Source organism: Cellvibrio sp. PSBB006 (genome assembly GCF_002162135.1).
GTDB lineage: Bacteria > Pseudomonadota > Gammaproteobacteria > Pseudomonadales > Cellvibrionaceae > Cellvibrio.
This window is the reverse complement of sequence record NZ_CP021382.1, coordinates 4,012,412-4,032,106: the sequence shown is the minus strand read 5'-3', so window position 1 is coordinate 4,032,106 and position 19,695 is coordinate 4,012,412. Positions and strand designations below refer to the sequence as shown.

Annotated in this window: 14 protein-coding genes; all 14 read right to left on the bottom strand. The window is 49.6% G+C overall.

What is annotated here, in order from left to right; translation table 11 throughout:
• Positions 1–12 precede the first annotated feature (12 nt).
• Entirely contained in the window at positions 13–1,536 is a 1,524-nt protein-coding gene (locus CBR65_RS16735) for a tryptophan halogenase family protein (protein WP_087467915.1), read from the bottom strand.
• 23 nt (positions 1,537–1,559) lie between these two features.
• Positions 1,560–3,044, bottom strand: coding sequence for a tryptophan 7-halogenase (locus CBR65_RS16730; protein WP_157672121.1), 1,485 nt, complete (start codon positions 3,042–3,044; stop codon positions 1,560–1,562).
• A gap of 16 nt (positions 3,045–3,060) precedes the next feature.
• The gene (locus CBR65_RS16725) at positions 3,061–4,563 is read right to left on the bottom strand and encodes a tryptophan halogenase family protein (protein WP_087467913.1); all 1,503 of its coding nucleotides are present in this window, start codon (positions 4,561–4,563) and stop codon (positions 3,061–3,063) included.
• 66 nt (positions 4,564–4,629) lie between these two features.
• Positions 4,630–7,869 (bottom strand): TonB-dependent receptor, encoded by a 3,240-nt coding sequence (locus CBR65_RS16720; protein WP_087467912.1) that lies wholly within the window; start codon positions 7,867–7,869, stop codon positions 4,630–4,632.
• A 521-nt stretch (positions 7,870–8,390) separates the two neighbouring features.
• On the bottom strand, positions 8,391–9,683 hold the full coding sequence (locus CBR65_RS16715) for an adenylosuccinate synthase (RefSeq protein ID WP_087467911.1): 1,293 nt from the start codon (positions 9,681–9,683) through the stop codon (positions 8,391–8,393).
• A 93-nt stretch (positions 9,684–9,776) separates the two neighbouring features.
• Positions 9,777–10,952, bottom strand: a complete 1,176-nt coding sequence (locus CBR65_RS16710) for an ATP phosphoribosyltransferase regulatory subunit (RefSeq protein ID WP_087467910.1) — start codon at positions 10,950–10,952, stop codon at positions 9,777–9,779.
• Between the two features lie 16 nt (positions 10,953–10,968).
• On the bottom strand, positions 10,969–11,154 hold the full coding sequence (locus CBR65_RS16705) for a DUF2065 domain-containing protein (protein ID WP_087467909.1): 186 nt from the start codon (positions 11,152–11,154) through the stop codon (positions 10,969–10,971).
• A gap of 123 nt (positions 11,155–11,277) precedes the next feature.
• Positions 11,278–12,153: a protease modulator HflC gene (gene hflC, locus CBR65_RS16700; RefSeq protein WP_087467908.1), complete on the bottom strand. Its 876-nt coding sequence runs from the start codon at positions 12,151–12,153 to the stop codon at positions 11,278–11,280.
• Positions 12,153–13,286 (bottom strand): FtsH protease activity modulator HflK, encoded by a 1,134-nt coding sequence (gene hflK, locus CBR65_RS16695; protein ID WP_087467907.1) that lies wholly within the window; start codon positions 13,284–13,286, stop codon positions 12,153–12,155. Before hflK ends, hflC begins: the two co-directional genes overlap by 1 nt.
• A 119-nt stretch (positions 13,287–13,405) precedes the next feature.
• Entirely contained in the window at positions 13,406–14,710 is a 1,305-nt protein-coding gene (gene hflX / locus CBR65_RS16690; protein ID WP_087467906.1) for a ribosome rescue GTPase HflX, read from the bottom strand.
• 17 nt (positions 14,711–14,727) lie between these two features.
• Positions 14,728–14,994, bottom strand: a complete 267-nt coding sequence (gene hfq, locus CBR65_RS16685; RefSeq protein WP_087467905.1) for an RNA chaperone Hfq — start codon at positions 14,992–14,994, stop codon at positions 14,728–14,730.
• A 111-nt stretch (positions 14,995–15,105) separates the two neighbouring features.
• The gene (gene miaA, locus CBR65_RS16680; RefSeq protein ID WP_198300770.1) at positions 15,106–16,101 is read right to left on the bottom strand and encodes a tRNA (adenosine(37)-N6)-dimethylallyltransferase MiaA; all 996 of its coding nucleotides are present in this window, start codon (positions 16,099–16,101) and stop codon (positions 15,106–15,108) included.
• 2 nt (positions 16,102–16,103) lie between these two features.
• Positions 16,104–17,984 carry a DNA mismatch repair endonuclease MutL gene (gene mutL / locus CBR65_RS16675; RefSeq protein WP_087467904.1) on the bottom strand — a complete coding sequence of 627 codons (1,881 nt, stop codon included), beginning with the start codon at positions 17,982–17,984 and terminating at the stop codon, positions 16,104–16,106.
• Between the two features lie 82 nt (positions 17,985–18,066).
• Positions 18,067–19,395 carry an N-acetylmuramoyl-L-alanine amidase gene (locus CBR65_RS16670; protein ID WP_087469125.1) on the bottom strand — a complete coding sequence of 443 codons (1,329 nt, stop codon included), beginning with the start codon at positions 19,393–19,395 and terminating at the stop codon, positions 18,067–18,069.
• Between the last annotated feature and the right edge of the window lie 300 nt (positions 19,396–19,695).

Genomic DNA, 19,695 nt, shown 5'->3' with positions numbered 1-19,695 from the left:
GTTTTAATATCGTTAACCTATCTTGCTCATGGGCGATCTGCAATTCGCCGCTATAAAATCAGCGTGTCCTGGCATGATATTGATGCGATTTTGTATTCCCGTGCGTATTTTTGTCAGACGTAAACGTAGCTCATCCGCGGAAATTGCATCAGCGACCGGGTGATACCCTTCCGGAAAAAGCCCTTGCCCAACCAGCACCACAAACCAGTTTACTTCTTTAAACAACTCTGTTTGTCGTGCCAAAACCTCTCCACGCTTTTTGAAAATATTCAAACGCTCTTGTAGAGAATCAGGAATCGACATATTTTTTACGTACTGCCAGAAAGGAGTATCCTCTCGCTCGGTAACTTTGTAATGCGCGATAAGAAAATCTTTCACTGTATCGTACTCAGTTTCCATTTCTTCATTAAATCGTTTTATCAGGGCTTCATTGAATTCATCGCGCGGAAACATTGCCAAGAGTTTTGATATAGCGACTTGAGTCAGATGGATACTTGTTGACTCCAAGGGTTCAAGAAACCCGCCGGCAAGACCAATAGCCAAACAATTTTTTATCCAGCATTTTTTTCGCATTCCGGTCAGGAAGCGCAACGTTTTTGGCTCAGCTTGCGCCCTCCCATCCAGATGCGCGAGTAATTGGCTCGCGGCTTCGTCATCACTAATGTATTGATCGCAATAGACATAGCCGTTGCCCGTGCGATGCTGCAAGGGTATCCGCCACTGCCAACCAAATTCACGCGCTGTCGATCTCGTATAAGGCAAGAGTTTTCCCGCACTTTCGCAAGGCACCGCGACCGCACGATTAACCGGCAGCCAATGACTCCAGTCGTGATAACCGGCCTGCAGAACTTGCTCTATCAATAACCCGCGAAAACCTGAACAGTCGATAAAAAAATCTCCTCGTATCGTTTCACCATTTTGTAAAACCACGCAATCGATATGTCCGGTCGTTGCATCTTGCTTTATATCTACAATCTTGCCTTCTTTACGCACTACTCCACGCTTTTCAGAATAACGGCGCAAGAAAGCAGCATAAAGCCCCGCATCAAACTGAAATGCATAGTTGATCTTCGGCATTAACATCGGACCGCTTTCATGATTGGTCCGCATAAATTTCAATGCCGCTGCCGCCTCGGTCTCTGCATTGAATTTTGCATAATCCAGATTGCCACCGGCTTTTTTCCAGCGCAGCCAGTAATGCATAAAACTGATACCATCCATATCAACACCCAACAAGCCAAATGGGTGAAAATAGCTGTGCCCCGGCTTGCGCCAATCAACGAATTCAATACCTAGCTTGAAGGTTCCGTTAGTCTCCCTAACAAACTCATTTTCATCCAAACCTAACACGTTATTAAACAACGAGATCATTGGAATGGTTGCCTCGCCTACACCAACGGTACCGATTTCCTCTGATTCGATGAGAGTGATATTTACTGTCTGACAACCTACTGTTTTAGAGATAGCAGCTGCAGCCATCCAGCCGGCGGTTCCACCACCAACAATCACAATATTCTTTATCGTTTGTTCGCCCATAATATTCTCGTTGTTATCATATGTTATGCATTCATTTCAACATAGGCTTGCAGGGATGGCATGCTTTGTATTTCACCGGCAATGTATTTTAGTATTTTCTGAAAATGCTCTATCTGCTCTTGCTCAGGCATATTATCAACCAAGGGGTCATAGGTAATTGGCTGCAAGCCATGCCCAACAAAAATAGACGTCCAGCTTTCTTCCTGAAAAGTTTCATGCTCTTGCATGGCAACTCGTCCACGCGCTTTAAATAACGCAAACTTTTCGTTTAAAGTGGCCGGTATTTCCATATCACGCACCTCATCCCATAAAGGCTCCCCAAAACGCTTATTGAGTTTGTAGTGGGTTATTTGAAAGTCGCGCGCATTTGTCGCATGCCAATACATTTTTTCATTAAAAATAGCGGCCTCTTTCATAGCGGTCTTATCAACAGGAAATAACGTTCTCAACAAAGACAGGCCGACGTCGAGCATATGCATATGCGTTGCATCTAGTGGATCAAGATTAACTGCCGCCGAGCCCAGCGCAATACAATTACCAATCCACTGCTTTTTTCTTGCACTCACAGAAAAAGGTTTCTCTATGGCGCCATCTAATTTAATGCCGGGTATAGCCTGTAGATTTCTGATAATTTCGCTATGCTCTGTATGCTTTGAAGAATAAACCGCCGCAACGGCGGTTCTATTCAATAGCGGAAAAAAGCCTATCCATCCTTTAGCAAAGGCGGCAATTTGACTGAATGCTGGGGAAGGATTCAGCAGGGGTGAAGAAGCAGTTATAACTCGATCACAGGGAAACCACGCTTGCCAGTTTTCATGTTCACCCTGATCGAACAAACTGATCAGCGCAGCATCACTACCTGTAGCATCAATATAGAGATCGCCCTCAACAAGAGTATCATCCTGCAACCGAATAGATCTGACAGCATCGCTGGTAGCATCGATAGATTTAATATCGCTGATGTGATGCGTTACGCCGGCATTGATTGCCGCACTGGCAATCACCTTGAGATAGGGCAACGCACTCAGGTGGTATCCATGCGTTGCTTTGGAGAAGGACTCAGCAGCATCGTCCAACACGACAAAACGCCCTTGTTTGGCAGCCACAGCCCCTAATGAGAAATCCTCCAAAGGTACATTCAAACCTTTTGCGCTGGCCTTTAACCAATACTGGAAAAAGTCAATGTTACTAAAACCAATTCCGTGAGTATCGTACGCGTGCATAAATGTATGCGATGGCGACCAGTTGGAAAATCTTTGTGCCAATGCATACAAGCCCGATGACGCGCGCAATAACGAATGTTCGTCAATCCCCAGCATTTTATGCATTGCCTTATGGCTGGGCAGGACTGAGTAGTAGTCCTGAGGATGCAACTTCGATGGCAGCTCAATGAGCTCTACCTTTAAGGTTTTTTCAGAATTTGCGAAACTTAATTGCAGCATCAATGCGGTTAGCCACGCATCCGCGTCACGCCCGACCACGATAACTTTCTCTATTCTATTGCTCAAGTTAATAACCTTGACGTTATAATTTCGAAGGGCAGAAATCTGCAATAAATTCTGCGTGAGTTGGCATCAGCTCTACTCTTTGTCTTATTGCAGCAGATAACTCCTGAAATTTTCCTTTCACGTAATCTACAGGAATGTTATTGACATAGGGGTCTACATTATCTTGCATCATTCCCTGGCCTAAATAAACAGATAACCAACTAGGTGGGGCGAATAATCCGTATCTGTAGACATCAATATGCCCACGTAACCTGAACATTTCCATCTTTAATGCCAGACTGTCCGGAATGGGCATATTCTTGCAGTAGCGCCACAGATCCTTATCGTCGCGGCTATTCAAGTGATAGTGAAGTATCAAAAAATCCCTGACCCTCTCATACTCCACATCAACGAGGCGATTAAACTCATCAATGAGCGCTGTATCGGGGTTCCTGTTGGGTAACAGCTTTAAAAAATTAAAGATAGCCACCTGAATCAAATATATACTGGTCGATTCCAGTGGCTCCAGGAAACCACTCGCCAATCCGAGGGCGATACAGTTTTTTTGCCAGGAATATTTATAGCGTCCGGATTGAAAATGGATGACTCGAGGCTCTGCAAGTGCTGAAGCATCCAGATCTTTGAGCAAATTCGCTATTGCTTCATCTTCACCAATAAACTGGCTGCTAAATACATAGCCATTACCCGTGCGATGCTGCAATGGAATACGCCACTGCCACCCCGCCGACTTCGCTGTTGATCGAGTATAGGGTGCCAAAGATTCCAATCGATCAGACGGAACGGCGGCAGCTCTATCACAAGGTAACCAAGGCGACCAATCTTCAAAGGGGGTATTGAGCGTCTTTCCCAGAAGCAACGACCGAAAGCCAGAACAATCAATAAAATAATCACCCGTAATTTCTTCTCCCGAAGCCATTACAACGGATTTGATGAACCCGGAATCGACATCTTGTTTAACGTTGGTAATTTTCCCTTCGATTCTTTCCAACCCTTTGTTTTCTGCAAACTTCCTCAGAAATTGCGCGTATAACCCCGCATCAAAATGATAGGCATAAGCGTAGGTGGAATTAATGGCTGATTTTTCTTCAACAGGAAATTCAAATCGATGTTGTCTGCAAGCTTCAATCGCGTAGGAATATTTTTCAATGGCTTCAATCTCCGAAAAGTGTCGAATACGACTCCATTGTTGATGAAAATCAATACCACCAATTTTTTCTCCAAAGGTGCCAAAAGGATGAATGTACGATGACCCCTTGTACCCCCAATCGACAAATTCAATACCCAACTTAAATGTTGCCTGGGTTTTCTGCATCATATCGGCTTCGTTGATACCAATATAATCATTAAAGTCTTTCATTTGCGGCAAAGTTGCTTCGCCTACGCCTACACTGCCGATTTCATCGGATTCAATAAGTCTGACACGCCGAATAGCAGCCGGCGCGACGCTTACCAGTGCAGCGGCACACATCCACCCGGCTGTACCTCCTCCAACGATAACAATATCTATTGGTTCAGACATTTACGTATCCCATAAATAAAAAAAGCGCTGCTATATAGCATAGCAGCGCTTTTCACCAAGGTTAACTTAGTATGTGAAACGAACACCAAGCGTGAAGCGACGATCATTCTGGAACCATGCATTCGGCAAGCGCAAGCCGCCGTCTTCGTAACCAGAAACCTGTTGCTCCAAGCGGGTTTCTTCATTTAGCAAATTGCTACCCGCTAGGCTGATTTCGATATTATCCGAGATGTTATATCGAATTGACCCATCCAGTTGACCGGTTGCATCGTGCCATATCGGGTAAGCCACACAGCAATCAACTGCAGTAACCATGTATTCTGATCGCCAGCTATAAGCCAAACGAACAGCCACATCCCCTTTTTCGTACATACCGACCAAGTTAAATGATTCGTCTGATAATCCTTCCAAACGATCAACACTTATAGAGTCAGGCGCTTGATCAGTAATAACCGAGCCTCCATCTCCTGTGCTTCTTACATTGGTATTGGTAACACCTTTGTTATCAAGATAGGTGTAGTTTGCTTGCATTCCCAAACCATCAAAAGGTGCTGGAAGGAAATCAAAGAAGCGCTGGAAAGCCAACTCAAAACCGTTTATCTCTGCACCGTCACCATTCATTGGATAACGAATTTCGGCTGTGCGAGTTACACCATTATTCGTAAACTCAAAATTACTTGAACCAATCTGGATGTAATTATCGAATTCTTTATGGAAAACGGTGGCAGTAAATGAGCCAACATCAGCAAAGTAATATTCCAATGCCAAATCAAACTGTCGGGCCTCTATAGGCTCAAGCAGCGGGTTTTGAGCATCACCACTGTATCTAACCCTCGCACCGATAATTTCGCCACCATCGTCCTTAATCCATAAAGGATCATCAGCATTTGTGACACTTGGCAAAGTGCCACTGACGCCAATGTAATTTCTCAAGTTACCGATATCGGGCCTCGCCATAGCTTTTGAAGCCGCGAAACGCAATAACAAATCATCTGTCAGATCAAATTTGATATTAAAGCTCGGCAGGATATTAGTGTGGTCAGCTTTTACATCTCCAAGGAAATCTGCTCCATCCATAAAGCTGATATCATCATCCGATAAATAACAACCAACAGAACCAGGGACTTGGGCATCGGGATTACCCGCAGTTGACGTACATGTGGAGTCCTGAGCACCAAGCAACGGAAGCGCAGTTCCACCGCCACTAACAATATCCGTTTTTACATACCGCACCCCAATATTCCCAGAGAAAGGAATATTAAATATTTGTGCATCCGCCCCACCAAAATTGAGCTGTAGATACAACGCGCTTGTTTCCTCGCCTACATCAACAATTTCAGCTGGGGTAAAACACGTACCAGGCAATTCATCTGCGCGATCACCGATGTTTGAGCAGATAGGATCCCAACCAATTCCACCTGATAAACCCAATCCAGCGGCTCCCATGCTAGATGCCATTAAGCGCTGATTTTGCAGCAAATCCATATCGGCAAATACAAATTCATTGGGAGAAAGATTAAAAAAATCTGACTCAAACTCTCTGGCTTCATAGTGACCCTGCGGGTAGCCCAAAAAGCCAAGCCCATCAGGGTTGTGGCGGTCAAGGTTGAAATAACCCGCCTGATTACCGGTCCATGTGTTAGCCACGTTCTGCCAGTTATAACCGCTCCAACGAATATTTTGCTGACGATCAGCATAGCGAGCCCCCACTTTTATTGACTCGACCACATCAGAATCGAAATCAAACTCAAAGTCCATTTTAAGTGCCAGCTCATCCCCTTCGCTGTCTTCAACATGATCCATGATGGAACGTATGTAATAGTTGTTGGGATTTGAAAATAAGCCAGGAGAAGAATTAACATTCAAAGGAGCAGAAAGAACTAACGTTGGGCGATCAGTCGTTAAATCGATAGCGGCATTGGCAAATGATGAGTAGGCAATCTCAATATCATAGTTTTCTACAGTAGAGTCAACGTACTGAACATCAAAATTGGCTCGCGCTCGATCATTGATTTCCCACTTGAAATTAAACCCGACATCCTGCGTCATATTTTCGTTGTTATTCGAACGAGTGGTTGTCCCCACATCAATACCACGACGAGCGGGTTCGCACCCATTCCAGCCATAACACGCGTTCACCATTGCTTCGCCCGCCGAATTAGCGGCTATTGCAGCAGACTCCTCATTGTTATTACCCCACCAGCCGATATCAGCAGTCATTACACCTGTTTGAAACAGTCCTCGTTCATCAAAGGTGAAATCAGGCGTACCGGGTAGTGGTTGGGGAGCCGTAGCCGTACCCGCAGGGACTTCATAAAGGACGCTTTGCGAATAGGAGAGATCCGCCGGCGTGGCAGAAACAACGTATTCTTCCCAGGCATTTTCATACTGCGAACGGTTATATTGCAGGGTAGCCACATATTTCTCATCGGGGTCCTGCCATTGAAGGGCCAATGCTGCACCTTGTCGTTCACGATCATAAAGGTTGTCACGCATCGCGACGGTAGCGGGGATGTAGCGCAACGTATCATCACCGTAGACATCCCTGAAACGATTCATACGGAATAGTTGAACACCTTCAGAGCGAGTCTGTACTTCGGAATGGGCAAAGTTTGCCAAAAAACCAAACTCACCCGCACCAGTTTCCCATCGATTGCTATATAAGCCGGAAAACTCAGGTGTTACTTCTTCTGATAGGTCACCGTAGTTCGCGCTAGCAGAGACGGCTATCATTTGACCTTCTTGATCAAACGGTACACGAGTACGCATGTTCACCGTACCGGCAATACCACCCTCGATCAACTCAGCCATCTGGTTTTTGTAGGTATCCACACCAGACATCAGTTCGGGCGACACATCACCCCAACTCAAACCCCGCGAGGAGTTGGCACTGAACGAGTCGCGCCCGTTAAATTCTGTGCGCACCTGATTGAGACCACGAACAATAACGCCCGATGGTTCGGTAGAGAAGTGCGCCGTGTCGTCTGACGCCGCAAATCGGTTAACAGTAATCCCCGCAACCCGCTGCAGGGCTTCTGCAACAGATTTGTCCGGGAAGGAGCCCAGATCTTTTGCTGTAATGGAATCTACAACAGTATTAGCGTTCCGTTTAATGTCCTGCGCGTTACTTAGAGACTGACGCATTCCACTTACGATAATCTCCTCAATCTCTCCCTCGTCATTCTGGGCAGTATCTTGCGCAATTACCGGCGCACTCAACGCCATGATGCACATCGCCAGTATTGATCGTTTGAAATGAGGATTTTTTTCTGAAAAAACGGTACTCGATTTTTTATCATTATTCATAGCCAACCCCTTATTAAAATTATTAGGTATTTGTTTAGCCAAGCTATTGGTCAAAGCATAAGAGACTACAGTTATAGTGTAGCCAACCTTAAGACACTGACAAATCGCAACGTATATTTAGCTGACAGCGCTGTCAACCAAACTTAAATCAGAAAAACCTGGACTTAATTGCCCAACCTTAGTCTTAACTTCCGCATCGCATTTGCGCAGTAAATTTTTACCACTCCTCCTGTTTTAATAATCTGAACAATAAACTTTCTCGAAAATGAACGAGCTACCTGTTGTAAGCAGCTATTCATGCGGGATTTTAGGATGAGTTTTATGAAGACAGCGCCCGGAACCAGGCTCTAATCGGAAACTTGGACGTTCAAACTTCGGTAACAGAAGTTCATACATCAGTTTTTCTAATAATTAAGGTTTTTTTAGGTAAAATTTATTCTAAATATTAAATATAACGTTCGGAATGGCAGAATTAAAAAAGCCTCCTTTCGGAGGCCGTTTTAATAAAGAAGAAAGGTTTATTAATGGAAGGGGTGACGTAACACGACCGTTTGAATACGGTCAGGCCCGGTGGAAACGATGTCTATCGGCGTCGCCATAAGCTCTTCGAGCCGACTGATATAAGCGCGTGCATTGGCAGGCAATTCTTCAAGTGTCCGCGCGCCAACAGTAGATTCTTTCCAGCCCGGCATCTCTTCATAGACCGGCTGTATCTCTTCCCATCCCTCAGCATCAAAAGGGATACCAGTAGGATTACCGGCTGCATCCTGATAACCGATGCAGATTTTAACTGTTTCAAGTCCATCGAGTACGTCGAGCTTGGTCAGGCAGACACCCGTCACACTATTTATACGGTTGGCATGACGGACAGCGATGATATCGAACCAGCCGCAACGGCGTTTGCGTCCTGTGGTCGCACCAAATTCATGGCCTTTCTCGCCGAGATACGCCCCAATCTCGCATTCCAGTTCCGTCGGGAAAGGACCCGAACCCACGCGGGTCGTGTAAGCCTTGGTAATACCCAGTACGTAGTCCAGGTACATGGGCCCAAAGCCCGAGCCGGTCGCGGTTCCACCCGCTGTGGTATTGGATGAGGTAACAAAAGGATAGGTGCCGTGATCGATATCCAATAACGAACCTTGGGCGCCTTCGAACAGGATGTTGTCACCCTTCTCACGGGCGGTATGGAGCATTTCGGTCACATCGGCAATCATCGGCAAGAGTTCTTCGGCCCAGCGCGTGCAGTCGGCCAAAGTCTGCTCATAATCGACCGCAGCAACTTTAAAGTATTCTGTCAGCACAAAATTATGGTAGGCCAGGACTTCTTTCAGTTTGATAGCAAAGCTTTCCAGGTCCATAAGATCACCCAGGCGCAGACCGCGGCGAGCTACTTTGTCCTCATAGGCCGGTCCGATTCCGCGACCGGTTGTGCCGATTTTCGCATCTCCCCGGGCGGCTTCGCGTGCCTGATCCAGGGCAACGTGATAAGCAAGAATCAACGGGCATGCTGGCGACAAGCGCAGACGCTCGCGCACAGGAACGCCAGTCGCCTCCAGCTCGGCGATTTCTTTAAGCAAGGCTTCCGGGGATAACACGACGCCATTACCGATCAAACAAGTGACCCCTTCACGTAACACGCCAGAAGGAATCAGGTGCAAAACCGTTTTCTTGCCTTCGATCACCAGTGTATGACCGGCATTGTGGCCGCCCTGGAAGCGGGTGACGAGTGAGACTTGATCCGTTAGCAGATCAACAATCTTGCCCTTACCTTCATCACCCCATTGGGTGCCCAATACGACAACGTTTTTGCCCATGACTTGGTTTAACTCTCTGTAAGCTTGATAAAAATTACGGTGCTGACAACAACAAACCGCAGCTGCTGCGCGGTGCCAGCCCAGTGACAGATATTAAAGTGGAACGACTTCGTAGATTCCCTTGCTCACAATCAATTGACGATCACAATGCAGCGCCGCCGCGGCAGCTAGATTCTCTGCACAGATGACACGCTCACCTTTGGCACGCAACGCCTGGATAGCCTCCCACTGCCGGGGATCATCAGAGGCTACCGCCAGGATGCCCTGCACCTGAAATTGCGTTAATAACCCCAGTTTGCTCAGCGCGGTAATATCCACAGCAAACCCTGTAGCAGGTCGGGCGCGGCCAAATACTTCACCGATGTGATCATAACGACCACCGCTGGCTATAGGATTGCCATATCCGGGCGCAAAGGCCGCAAAAACCAGTCCGGTCAAGTAATGGTAGCCACGCAGCTCTCCCAGATCGAAATACAATTCAGCCTGGGGATAGCGTTGTTCAATAATCCGTGCAACAGCTGCTAACTGCTCCACGGCATCCGCAGCGGCTGGGGCAATCAACATAAAGCGCTTACTGGCAGCAGCCAGGATCGACTTGTCTCCGGCAAATCCCGGCAAAGCGACAAACAATTCCGCGATTGCTGTATCCGCAATGTTGGCATTCACCCAGGCGTGAATCTCGGCCATGGCTTTGCGTTGCAATAAATCAAAAAACTCTTCTTCCTGGGCATCACTCAGACGCGCAGCATTGGCAAGTGCTCGATAAATCCCGACGTGCCCGAGATCGATATGCAATGCTGGCAGGCCAGACAGGATTAGTGACTCAAGTAACAGCGAAACCACTTCGATGTCCGCCGACATTCCCGCTTCGCCATAGAACTCAACCCCCGCCTGGATGGGTGTGCGGGTAGCCAAGGGGTTTTTGGGCTTGGTGTGCACCACATGGCCTGCATAGCAGAGGCGATTGGCGCCGGCACGATTGAAACTGTGAGCATCCATCCGGGCGGTTTGCGGAGTAATATCGGCGCGAATACCCAAGGTACGACCCGTCAATTGATCCGTTACCTTGAACGTCAGTAAATCGACATCGCGGCCCAAACCGATAAGCAGGGAGTCGGTGTATTCCAGCAACGGCGGAATCACCATGTCATAACCCCAGTTACTGTATAGGTCCAGCAACCGGCGGCGTAAATGATCTATTGATTTGGCTTCGGCAGGCAGAATTTCTTCCACACCATCGGGCAACAGCCAGCGGTCGGCGTAGGTCATAGCGACTCTAATGTCATTATTTCAATACATACAGTAAACCGACACCGATCATCATGCTGACCAAGCCCACAATACGCAGGTGGCGGTCAGAGACCATGGCTATGCTTGCGACCAAGCGACGCCAACGGGTCGGATATAGAAAGGGAAGTATGCCCTCGATCACCAGCATCAGGCAGAAAGCTCTGCCGATTTCTTCCCACATAATCAAGATTCTCCATCGCAGGGCGATGTGCAGTCATCTTCGACCAGCGCATAAAAAACCGAGCCAGTGGCTCGGTTGCGGGATTTTACACCCTTTGCCGGGGAATGTTGAGCTGAAATCCAGCTATTTTTTCCCGGAAGGGTCTTTCAGGAAGCGGAAGAAATCACTGCCGGGATCAACCACCAACAGATCATCCTTGCCGTCAAAAGTGGCCGAGTAGGCATTGAGACTACGCACGAACGCATAGAATTCGGCATCCTTGCTGTAAGCTTCGGCATAGATCGCCGCCGCATTCGCATCGCCGTCACCACGTAAACGCTCAGCATCGCGGTAGGCATTAGCCTCCAGAACTGCGCGTTGGCGATCGGCGTCCGCACGAATAACTTCAGCCTGCTCTTTACCTTTTGAGCGATACTCACGCGCTTCTTTTTCCCGGTCAGCCGCCATACGCGCAAACACCGAGTCACTGACGTCAGGCGGCAAGTCAATACGCTTAACGCGAATATCAACTACCTCTAACCCCAATAGCCCTTCACTTACGGCATTAAGGTTGAACGTCAATTCGCTCATCAACTCATCGCGCTTGCCCGACACCACCTCATGCAGGGTGCGACGGCCGAACTGGTTACGCAAACCATCCGCCACCCGCTGAGCCAAGCGCTCGGCAGCAACAGTTTCATCACCACCGGTAGCCTTGTAATAAGTTTCCACATTTTTAACACGCCATTTGATATAGGAATCCACAATCAAACGCTTGTTTTCAACCGTGAAGAAACTTTCGGGGCGCATATCCGCAGTGAGCAACCGGCCATCGAATTTACGCACTTTGTCCGCAAAAGGAATCTTGAAATGCAGACCCGGCGGCACATCAGCATTAACCAATCGCCCGAAACGCAGCACAACGGCGCGCTCGTACTCGGTAACAATATAAAAACTGCTGGAGCCGACAATCAGAGCCACAACAACAACCAGCAGCGCAAGAAAACCTCTGTTACTCATTAGCGGATCTCCCTGCGAATGTTATTGGATGACGGCATGGATTCCTGACGAGGAAGCTCGCGGAACGTATTCGGCGTATTGGCGGCTGGCGCTGAGGAGCCCTGCTGCACCATTCTGTCGAGAGGCAAATAAAGCATATTGTTGCCGCCTTCAACATCAACCATGACCTTCGATGTATTCCCCATGACACGCTCAAGCGTTTCAATATAGAGACGCTCACGCGTTACGGCTGGCGCGCGCTTATACTCTGCCAAAAGACGCTCGAAACGATCCGATTCACCTTCTGCACGCGCAACCACTTCCGCTCGATAAGCTTCGGCTTCTTCAATCATCCGTTGCGCGCGACCGCGCGCTTCCGGAATAACAGAGTTGGCATAAGCCTGGGCTTCATTTTTCAGCCGCTCTTCATCTTCTTTTGCCTTGATGACATCGTCAAAAGCGGCGCGAACTTCTTCCGGTGGACGACCTTCCTGAATGTTCACGTCACGCACAAGGATGCCGGTGCCGTAATTATCCAGATAGGTTTGCAGACGCATCTTTACTTCTGCAGCAATTTTTTGGCGGCCCTCAGAGAGCACCTGATTCAGCTCTGTCGAACCAATGACATGGCGAATCGCACTGTCCGTGGCGTGCCGCAAGCTGATTTCCGGGTCTTTAACATTCAGCACATACGCTTTTACATCGGCCACGTTGTACTGCACCGTCAACGGCAGTTCCACAATACTTTCATCCTGCGTCAACATTAAACCGCGCGCTGGATATTGGCTTTCAGTGGTGACATTGACCTTGAACACTTGAGAGATTATTGGCGCATTCCAGCGCAAACCGGGATCTTTAATTTCCTGGAAAGCACCGAATTGCAGGATAACCGCTTTCTCTTTCGCATCGACCTGATATACACCGGCGATGCCGTAAATAATCAGAGCAACAACGGCCAAGACCACCAGAATACCGCCGAAACCACCGCTGCTACCCCCACTGGAACCTTTGCCACCGGAGCCGCCGCCAAACAAGCCGTTCAGCTTTTCCTGCAGCTTCTTGAATGCCTCATCCAGATCCGGAGGACCATCATTATTTTTTCCCCCACCACCCCATGGGTCCTTATCCTTACCTCCCGGTTCATTCCAGGCCATACACTCTCTCCAGTTTTATTAATCAAAATTCGGTCGATCTTCCAGCTTTATATACGGGTCAGGCCAGCTGATCAGGTGTCGGGATTCTAACAAAGCCTGAGCGCAAACCAACAGGCTATTTACGGGCGATTACCTTCGGCCACCCAGGTCAATTTGTCCAGCGCCAGAGATTCTGCGCTCAATATACGTAATAAGTCACTTTTGGGGATGCGTAAATTCAGCTCTGACGAGCCATCATCACGGTAATTTTCGTCTGCAACAGCTTGCTGCTGATAAAGCATTGCACGCAAACGACCCTGATCTGCCTTGAGCAGCAACCGCCCCAAAATCATTTCCTCGCCCAGCAATTCTGCAATGGCCTGTAGCAACAGATCGCAACCGGCTCCCGTTTGAGCGGACAACCATACGGCTACCGGCGCACCATCATCACCGCGATCAATACGCGGCTCCATCGCCATCAGGTCAATTTTGTTGTAAACACGGAGCTGTGGCAGGTCCGCAGCGCCAATTTCTTCCAATACCAAATCCACCTGTTCAATATTGCGCAAGCGCTCTTCTGCAAAAGCATCAACAACATGAAGTAACAATGTGGAGTTGGCGGCCTCTTCCAGTGTTGCCCGGAAGGCCTCGACCAGCTTGTGGGGCAGATGGCTGATAAAACCCACGGTGTCCGCAAAGATCACAGCGCCGATATCCGCCAGCTCCAGTCGACGCATGGTCGGGTCCAAGGTGGCAAATAGTTGGTCCTGCACGTAGACCTCAGCACCCGTCATCTGATTGAACAAGGTGGATTTGCCCGCGTTGGTGTAGCCCACCAGCGAGACAGTGGGAATAGCAGCCCGCTGCCGGGAGCGCCGCCCCTGCTCGCGTTGGGAACGCACTTTCTCAAGCCGTTGCTCGATCATGGTAATGCGGTTACGCAGCAGGCGACGGTCGGTTTCCAACTGGGTTTCACCCGGGCCACGCAAGCCAATACCGCCTTTCTGGCGCTCAAGGTGCGTCCAGCCCCGTACCAGACGCGTAGACATATGACGCAATTGCGCCAATTCAACCTGCAATTTACCTTCAAAGGTGCGAGCGCGCTGGGCAAAGATATCAAGAATGAGCCCCGTCCGATCCAGCACACGGCACTGCAACTCTTTTTCCAGGTTGCGCTCCTGACTGGGGGTAAGGGTATGGTTAAAAATGACAAGTTTGGCTTCGTGCTCGGTTACCGTCTGCTGCAATTCCTGCAACTTCCCGGTACCGATAAAAAACCTGGCATTGGGAGATCGGCTGTTACCTGTTATCAAAGCAACAGGGTCACCGCCAGCGGAGAGCACAAGCTCTTCAAATTCACGGGGGTCCTCCGGCTCTTGGCCGTGAGACACGTTCAGGTGAACCAGCACCGCCAGTTCACCTGACTCAGGGCGATCAAAAAACAATTAACTACCTCGAGGGGTTATTGCTCGACTTGCTCTTCTTCGCCTTCCAGCTCTCCCGCTGCATTCAGCAGAGGTACACGCACAGCGCGAGAAGGTACAACGGTGGAGATGGCGTGCTTGTAAACCATTTGGCTCACAGTGTTTTTCAACAGCACTACAAACTGATCAAATGACTCAACCTGACCTTGCAACTTGATGCCATTTACCAGGTAAATGGATACAGGTACACGCTCCTTTCTCAGGACGTTCAGGTAAGGGTCTTGTAAACTATGCCCTTTTGACATGTTTATTCTCCAATTATGTAAATAACAAGATTACCCACCTAAGTCTTCCGATACTGCATGGAAGGGGGTGGAACAAAGTATGAAAATCTGACTAGGGTTCTCACGGGGCTATTATATGGCTGCGTCAGTTATAAAATTCAAGGCGTAACCCACAATTTCTTCACGTGAGAGTGAAATACCGTTTTCACGCTCGGTATACAACCAGTATAGATCAGGCCAACCGCGCAACCAGGTAAATTGTCGTTTGGCTAACTGGCGTGTTGCGATGATACCGCGCTCGACCATCTCTTCCCTGGTTAAGTCACCATCCAGATATTCCCACACCTGACGATACCCCACCGCACGTATGGCCGGTAAATCAGGGTGCAAGTCCTCGCGTCGATGCAGACGTGTGACCTCCTCAACCAACCCTTGTTCCAGCATTTTGTGGAACCGTGTCGCAATCCGTTGATGCAGTGGTTGTCGATCACAGGGAGCAATTGCAATTTGAGTGACGCGATAGCGCTCAGCAAAGGGAGTGTGTGCATGGCGCTGTTGCTCTTGACGCAATGCTGACATGGTCTTACCACTGACGCGGTAAACCTCCAATGCGCGACTCAAGCGCTGCGAGTGATTCGGGTGAATCTCTGCTGCCGTTTCCGGATCGACCTGCGCCAGTTGCGCGTGAATAAACGGCCAACCATGCTGTGCCGCCTCGTGTTCAATCGCCGCCCTGACCTGCGGATCTGCCGGCGGCATTTCTGCCAGACCGTCGAGCAACGCCCTGAAATAGAGCATCGTGCCGCCGACCAACAACGGGATTTTTCCTTCAGCAACAATGGCCGCGATTTCACGCTCTGCATCTTCACAAAAATCGGCGGCGGAATAAGGCTCGGCAGGATCACGAATATCGATTAGACGATGCGGCGCCGCAGCCAATTCGGCAGCGCTCGGTTTTGCCGTGCCGATATCCATGCCCCGATACACCAGTGTGGAGTCCACACTGATCAACTCCACCGGTAAATGCTGGCGCAAGGCAATCGCCAGATCAGTTTTACCCGATGCAGTCGGTCCCATCAAAAAAATGACCTGGGGACGCGATATATTTTGCCGCTGGATTTCACTCACGCTTATTGTCCGCGCATAAATAATTTGTCTAACTCATCCAATGACTGCAACAACCAGGTGGGACGACCGTGGTTGCATTGACCACTGCGTTCAGTGGCTTCCATATCGCGCAAGAGCGCGTTCATTTCGGGGATCGTCAGGCGGCGATTCGCTCTCACCGATCCATGGCATGCCATGGTGCTGAGAATCTCGTTGATGTGGTGCTGGATACGTTCGCTGGTGCCGTGCTCAATCAGGTCGGCTAACACATCGCGCACCAATTGCTCGACCCTGGCGCGATTGAGCACAACCGGAATCTGTCGCACAAGAAGTGTTTCGGGGCCGGCGCGCTGCAATTCAAATCCCAAACTTTTAAATGTATCCACATGCTGTTCGGCGCAGTCGGCTTCTTTCTGGCTGACGGCGATACTTTCCGGGACCAGCATCGGCTGCGTCTGCAAACCGCCACAAGCGAATGCAGTTTTCATTCGTTCATAGGTAATCCGCTCGTGGGCCGCGTGCATGTCCACAATAATTAAACCCTGCGCATTCTCTGCCAGAATATAAATACCTTTCAATTGTGCGATGGCATAGCCCAACGGCGGAATATCATCGCTCGCTGAATCAGGCAACGCCGATGTCGGCTGGTGCAGATCGCCATACACTTTCATCTGCTCACGCACCGCGTCAGTCGATGCCGCATATGAAGACGGTGAGTAGGAAGGCGATGAATATGGCGCGCGATAAGTTTCAGCCGGCACCGAGGTCTGAGCGGTTGATGCCGCTGCGAAACTGATGCGTTCCTGACCCTGGAATTCACCAACAGCCAATCCTTGAACGGCTGGATTTTGTTGCGTTAAAAAACTATTTTCATCGTGGGGTTTGTTAAGTGAATCTTCCGGTTTCACCTGAGCCAAGGCACGATGCAAACTGCTGTATATAAAATCGTGGACGCTGCGATTATCACGAAAGCGCACTTCATGTTTCGTAGGATGTACATTGACATCCACTGTAGCCGGGTCCAACTCAAGATACAAAACAAAGGCGGGATGGCGGCCGTGATACAACACATCCTGATATGCCTGGCGCACCGCATGACTCACCAATTTATCGCGGATCGCGCGCCCGTTAACGTAAAAATGTTGCAAGTCAGCCTGGCTGCGCGAAAAGGTGGGCAATGCTACCCACCCCCATAAACGCAGCCCGTTGCGCTCCATCTCGATGTGCACCGCATTTTCCATAAATGCCGGTCCACAAACTTGCGCCACGCGACGCTCCTGTTCCAATTGGCTGTCACCGGCGCGCCAGGCATAGATAGCGCGATTGTTGTGGCGCAGATTAAATGCCACATCAAAACGCGACAACGCCAGGCGTTTTACAACATCTTCCAGATGCGTGTATTCAGTTTTCTCGGTGCGCAAAAATTTCCGACGCGCCGGCGTATTAAAAAATAAATCGCGCACTTCCACAGTGGTACCACGCGGATGCGGTGCTGGCGACACTTCTGTTTGCATATCGCGCCCTTCCGCCACCACCTGCCAACCCAAACTGTCATCATTGGTGCTGGTAATTAACGTGAGGCGCGCTACTGAACTGATACTGGCGAGCGCTTCGCCGCGAAAGCCGAGCGTTGCCACCGCTTCAAGATCATCCAGTTCATAAATTTTGCTCGTAGCATGGCGACTCAATGCGAGGGGTAAATCGTCCTGCTCGATACCCGAGCCGTTGTCGCGCACGCGCATCAATTTGATGCCACCATCCTCGATATCAATATCGAGACGGGTAGCGCCCGCGTCCAGGCTGTTCTCCAACAGTTCTTTGATGACCGAGGATGGCCGTTCCACTACCTCACCAGCGGCGATCTGGTTGGCGAGACGGGGGCTAAGTAATTTAATTCGATTCATGTTGTCAGGGCGTCTTAAAAAATAAAAATCCCGCGCGAGCGGGTGAAAGAAAATTCAAGAATGCACAGCTAATGCAAAATAATCAGGAAGCGGGAATCTTCAGCGTTTGCCCCACCTTGATGACGTGACTCTTCATCCCGTTATGTGCCAGCAATTGATTGATACTGACATTGTAGCGTTGCGCGATAGCGGTAAGTGTGTCGCCCGGCGCAATCACATGTTCTCGGGCCAGGCCGCTCCCGCCCGCACCTTGCTGTGCGGCGATGTAAGTACCTGCGGGCGGGTTTTGGACAAAGTACTGACGCACACCTTTAAAAACCGCCTGCGCCATTTGTTTGCGATAGGCCGATGATCCCAGTTTTTGCGCCTCTTCCGGGTTGGAAATAAATCCAGTCTCTACCAGGATCGATGGCACATCCGGCGACTTCAGCACCATAAAACCCGCTTGTTCAACATGACGCTTATGCAAGCGTGCAATATTGCCCATGGAATTCAATACATGGTTGCCCACTTGCAAACTGGAGTTGAGCGTCGCCGTCATGGACAAATCAACCAACACCCCCGCCAATATTTCATCTTTGTCTTCCAAACTGATGCCGCCCACACCGCCGATTAAATCCGCTTCGTTTTCCCGTTGCGCAAGAAACCGGGCCGTCTCACTGGTGGCACCATGACGCGACAGGGCAAATACCGATGCGCCGCGTGCCGAGGCTTTATGAAACGCATCAGCATGGATGGACACAAATAAATCAGCTTGCATATTGCGTGCGATATCGCGGCGTTTTTTGAGCGGAATAAAATAATCCCCGGTACGCACCAGTTTTGCAGTGAATCCGCGTTCGGCATTGATGGCAGCGACGAGCGCTTTACTGATAGCAAGCGTGACATCTTTTTCGCGCAGACGTTTGGGACCGATAGCGCCCGGATCTTCACCGCCGTGACCGGCATCTACCGCAATAATGATATCCCGCTCACCTGATACCGACGCCTGGGTTTTAATAGCAGCCTGGGGAGAAACTGCCTGCACCGGTACATCATTCGTCGCTGGTGTGGTGGGCGGCGGCGCGACTGACGTTGATGCGGCGGCGGTTTGCTCCGGCACGATGTCGTAAAGATCCAACACCAGCCGATCGCTGTTACCGGCGAAAGGTTTAAGTAAAAAACTGCGCGGCTGCACCTTGGCTTTCAGATCGAACACGATACGAATATCGGTCTGGTTTTGTACGGCCGTACGAATCTGGGCAACCGGTGTATCCGCCAGGGGCAATTCGTTAGGGTCTGCCTTTAATGCCGCACCGGGAATATCAAGCACCAGGCGTTCGGGATTCGCCAAAGGCGCGATGATATGATCCACGGGTCCACTGAGGTCGAGCACGATGCGCGTATGATCCGGCGCACGCCAGATGCGCATACCTTCGATAACCGCCGCACTGGCGAAAGGGGACAGGAACACCAGACCCACACAAAGCAGGCCGAATAGCGGGGATAAGGTTCTGGTAATGCTCTGCAACAACGCTTTACTCTCTGGCTATTATGGTGGGAAGCGAGCTTCCCCTGTGACAACATGAATACTAAAAGGGTCACTGACAGGGTGCCTGCACCCCGAGCCACTGCGGCAAAACCTGGTAAAAGTATAGGCCAAGGTTGACAGAATTTAATCACCTGCCGCAAATGCGATCACTCTACCCAATCAAGGTGCACAGCTCCAGCA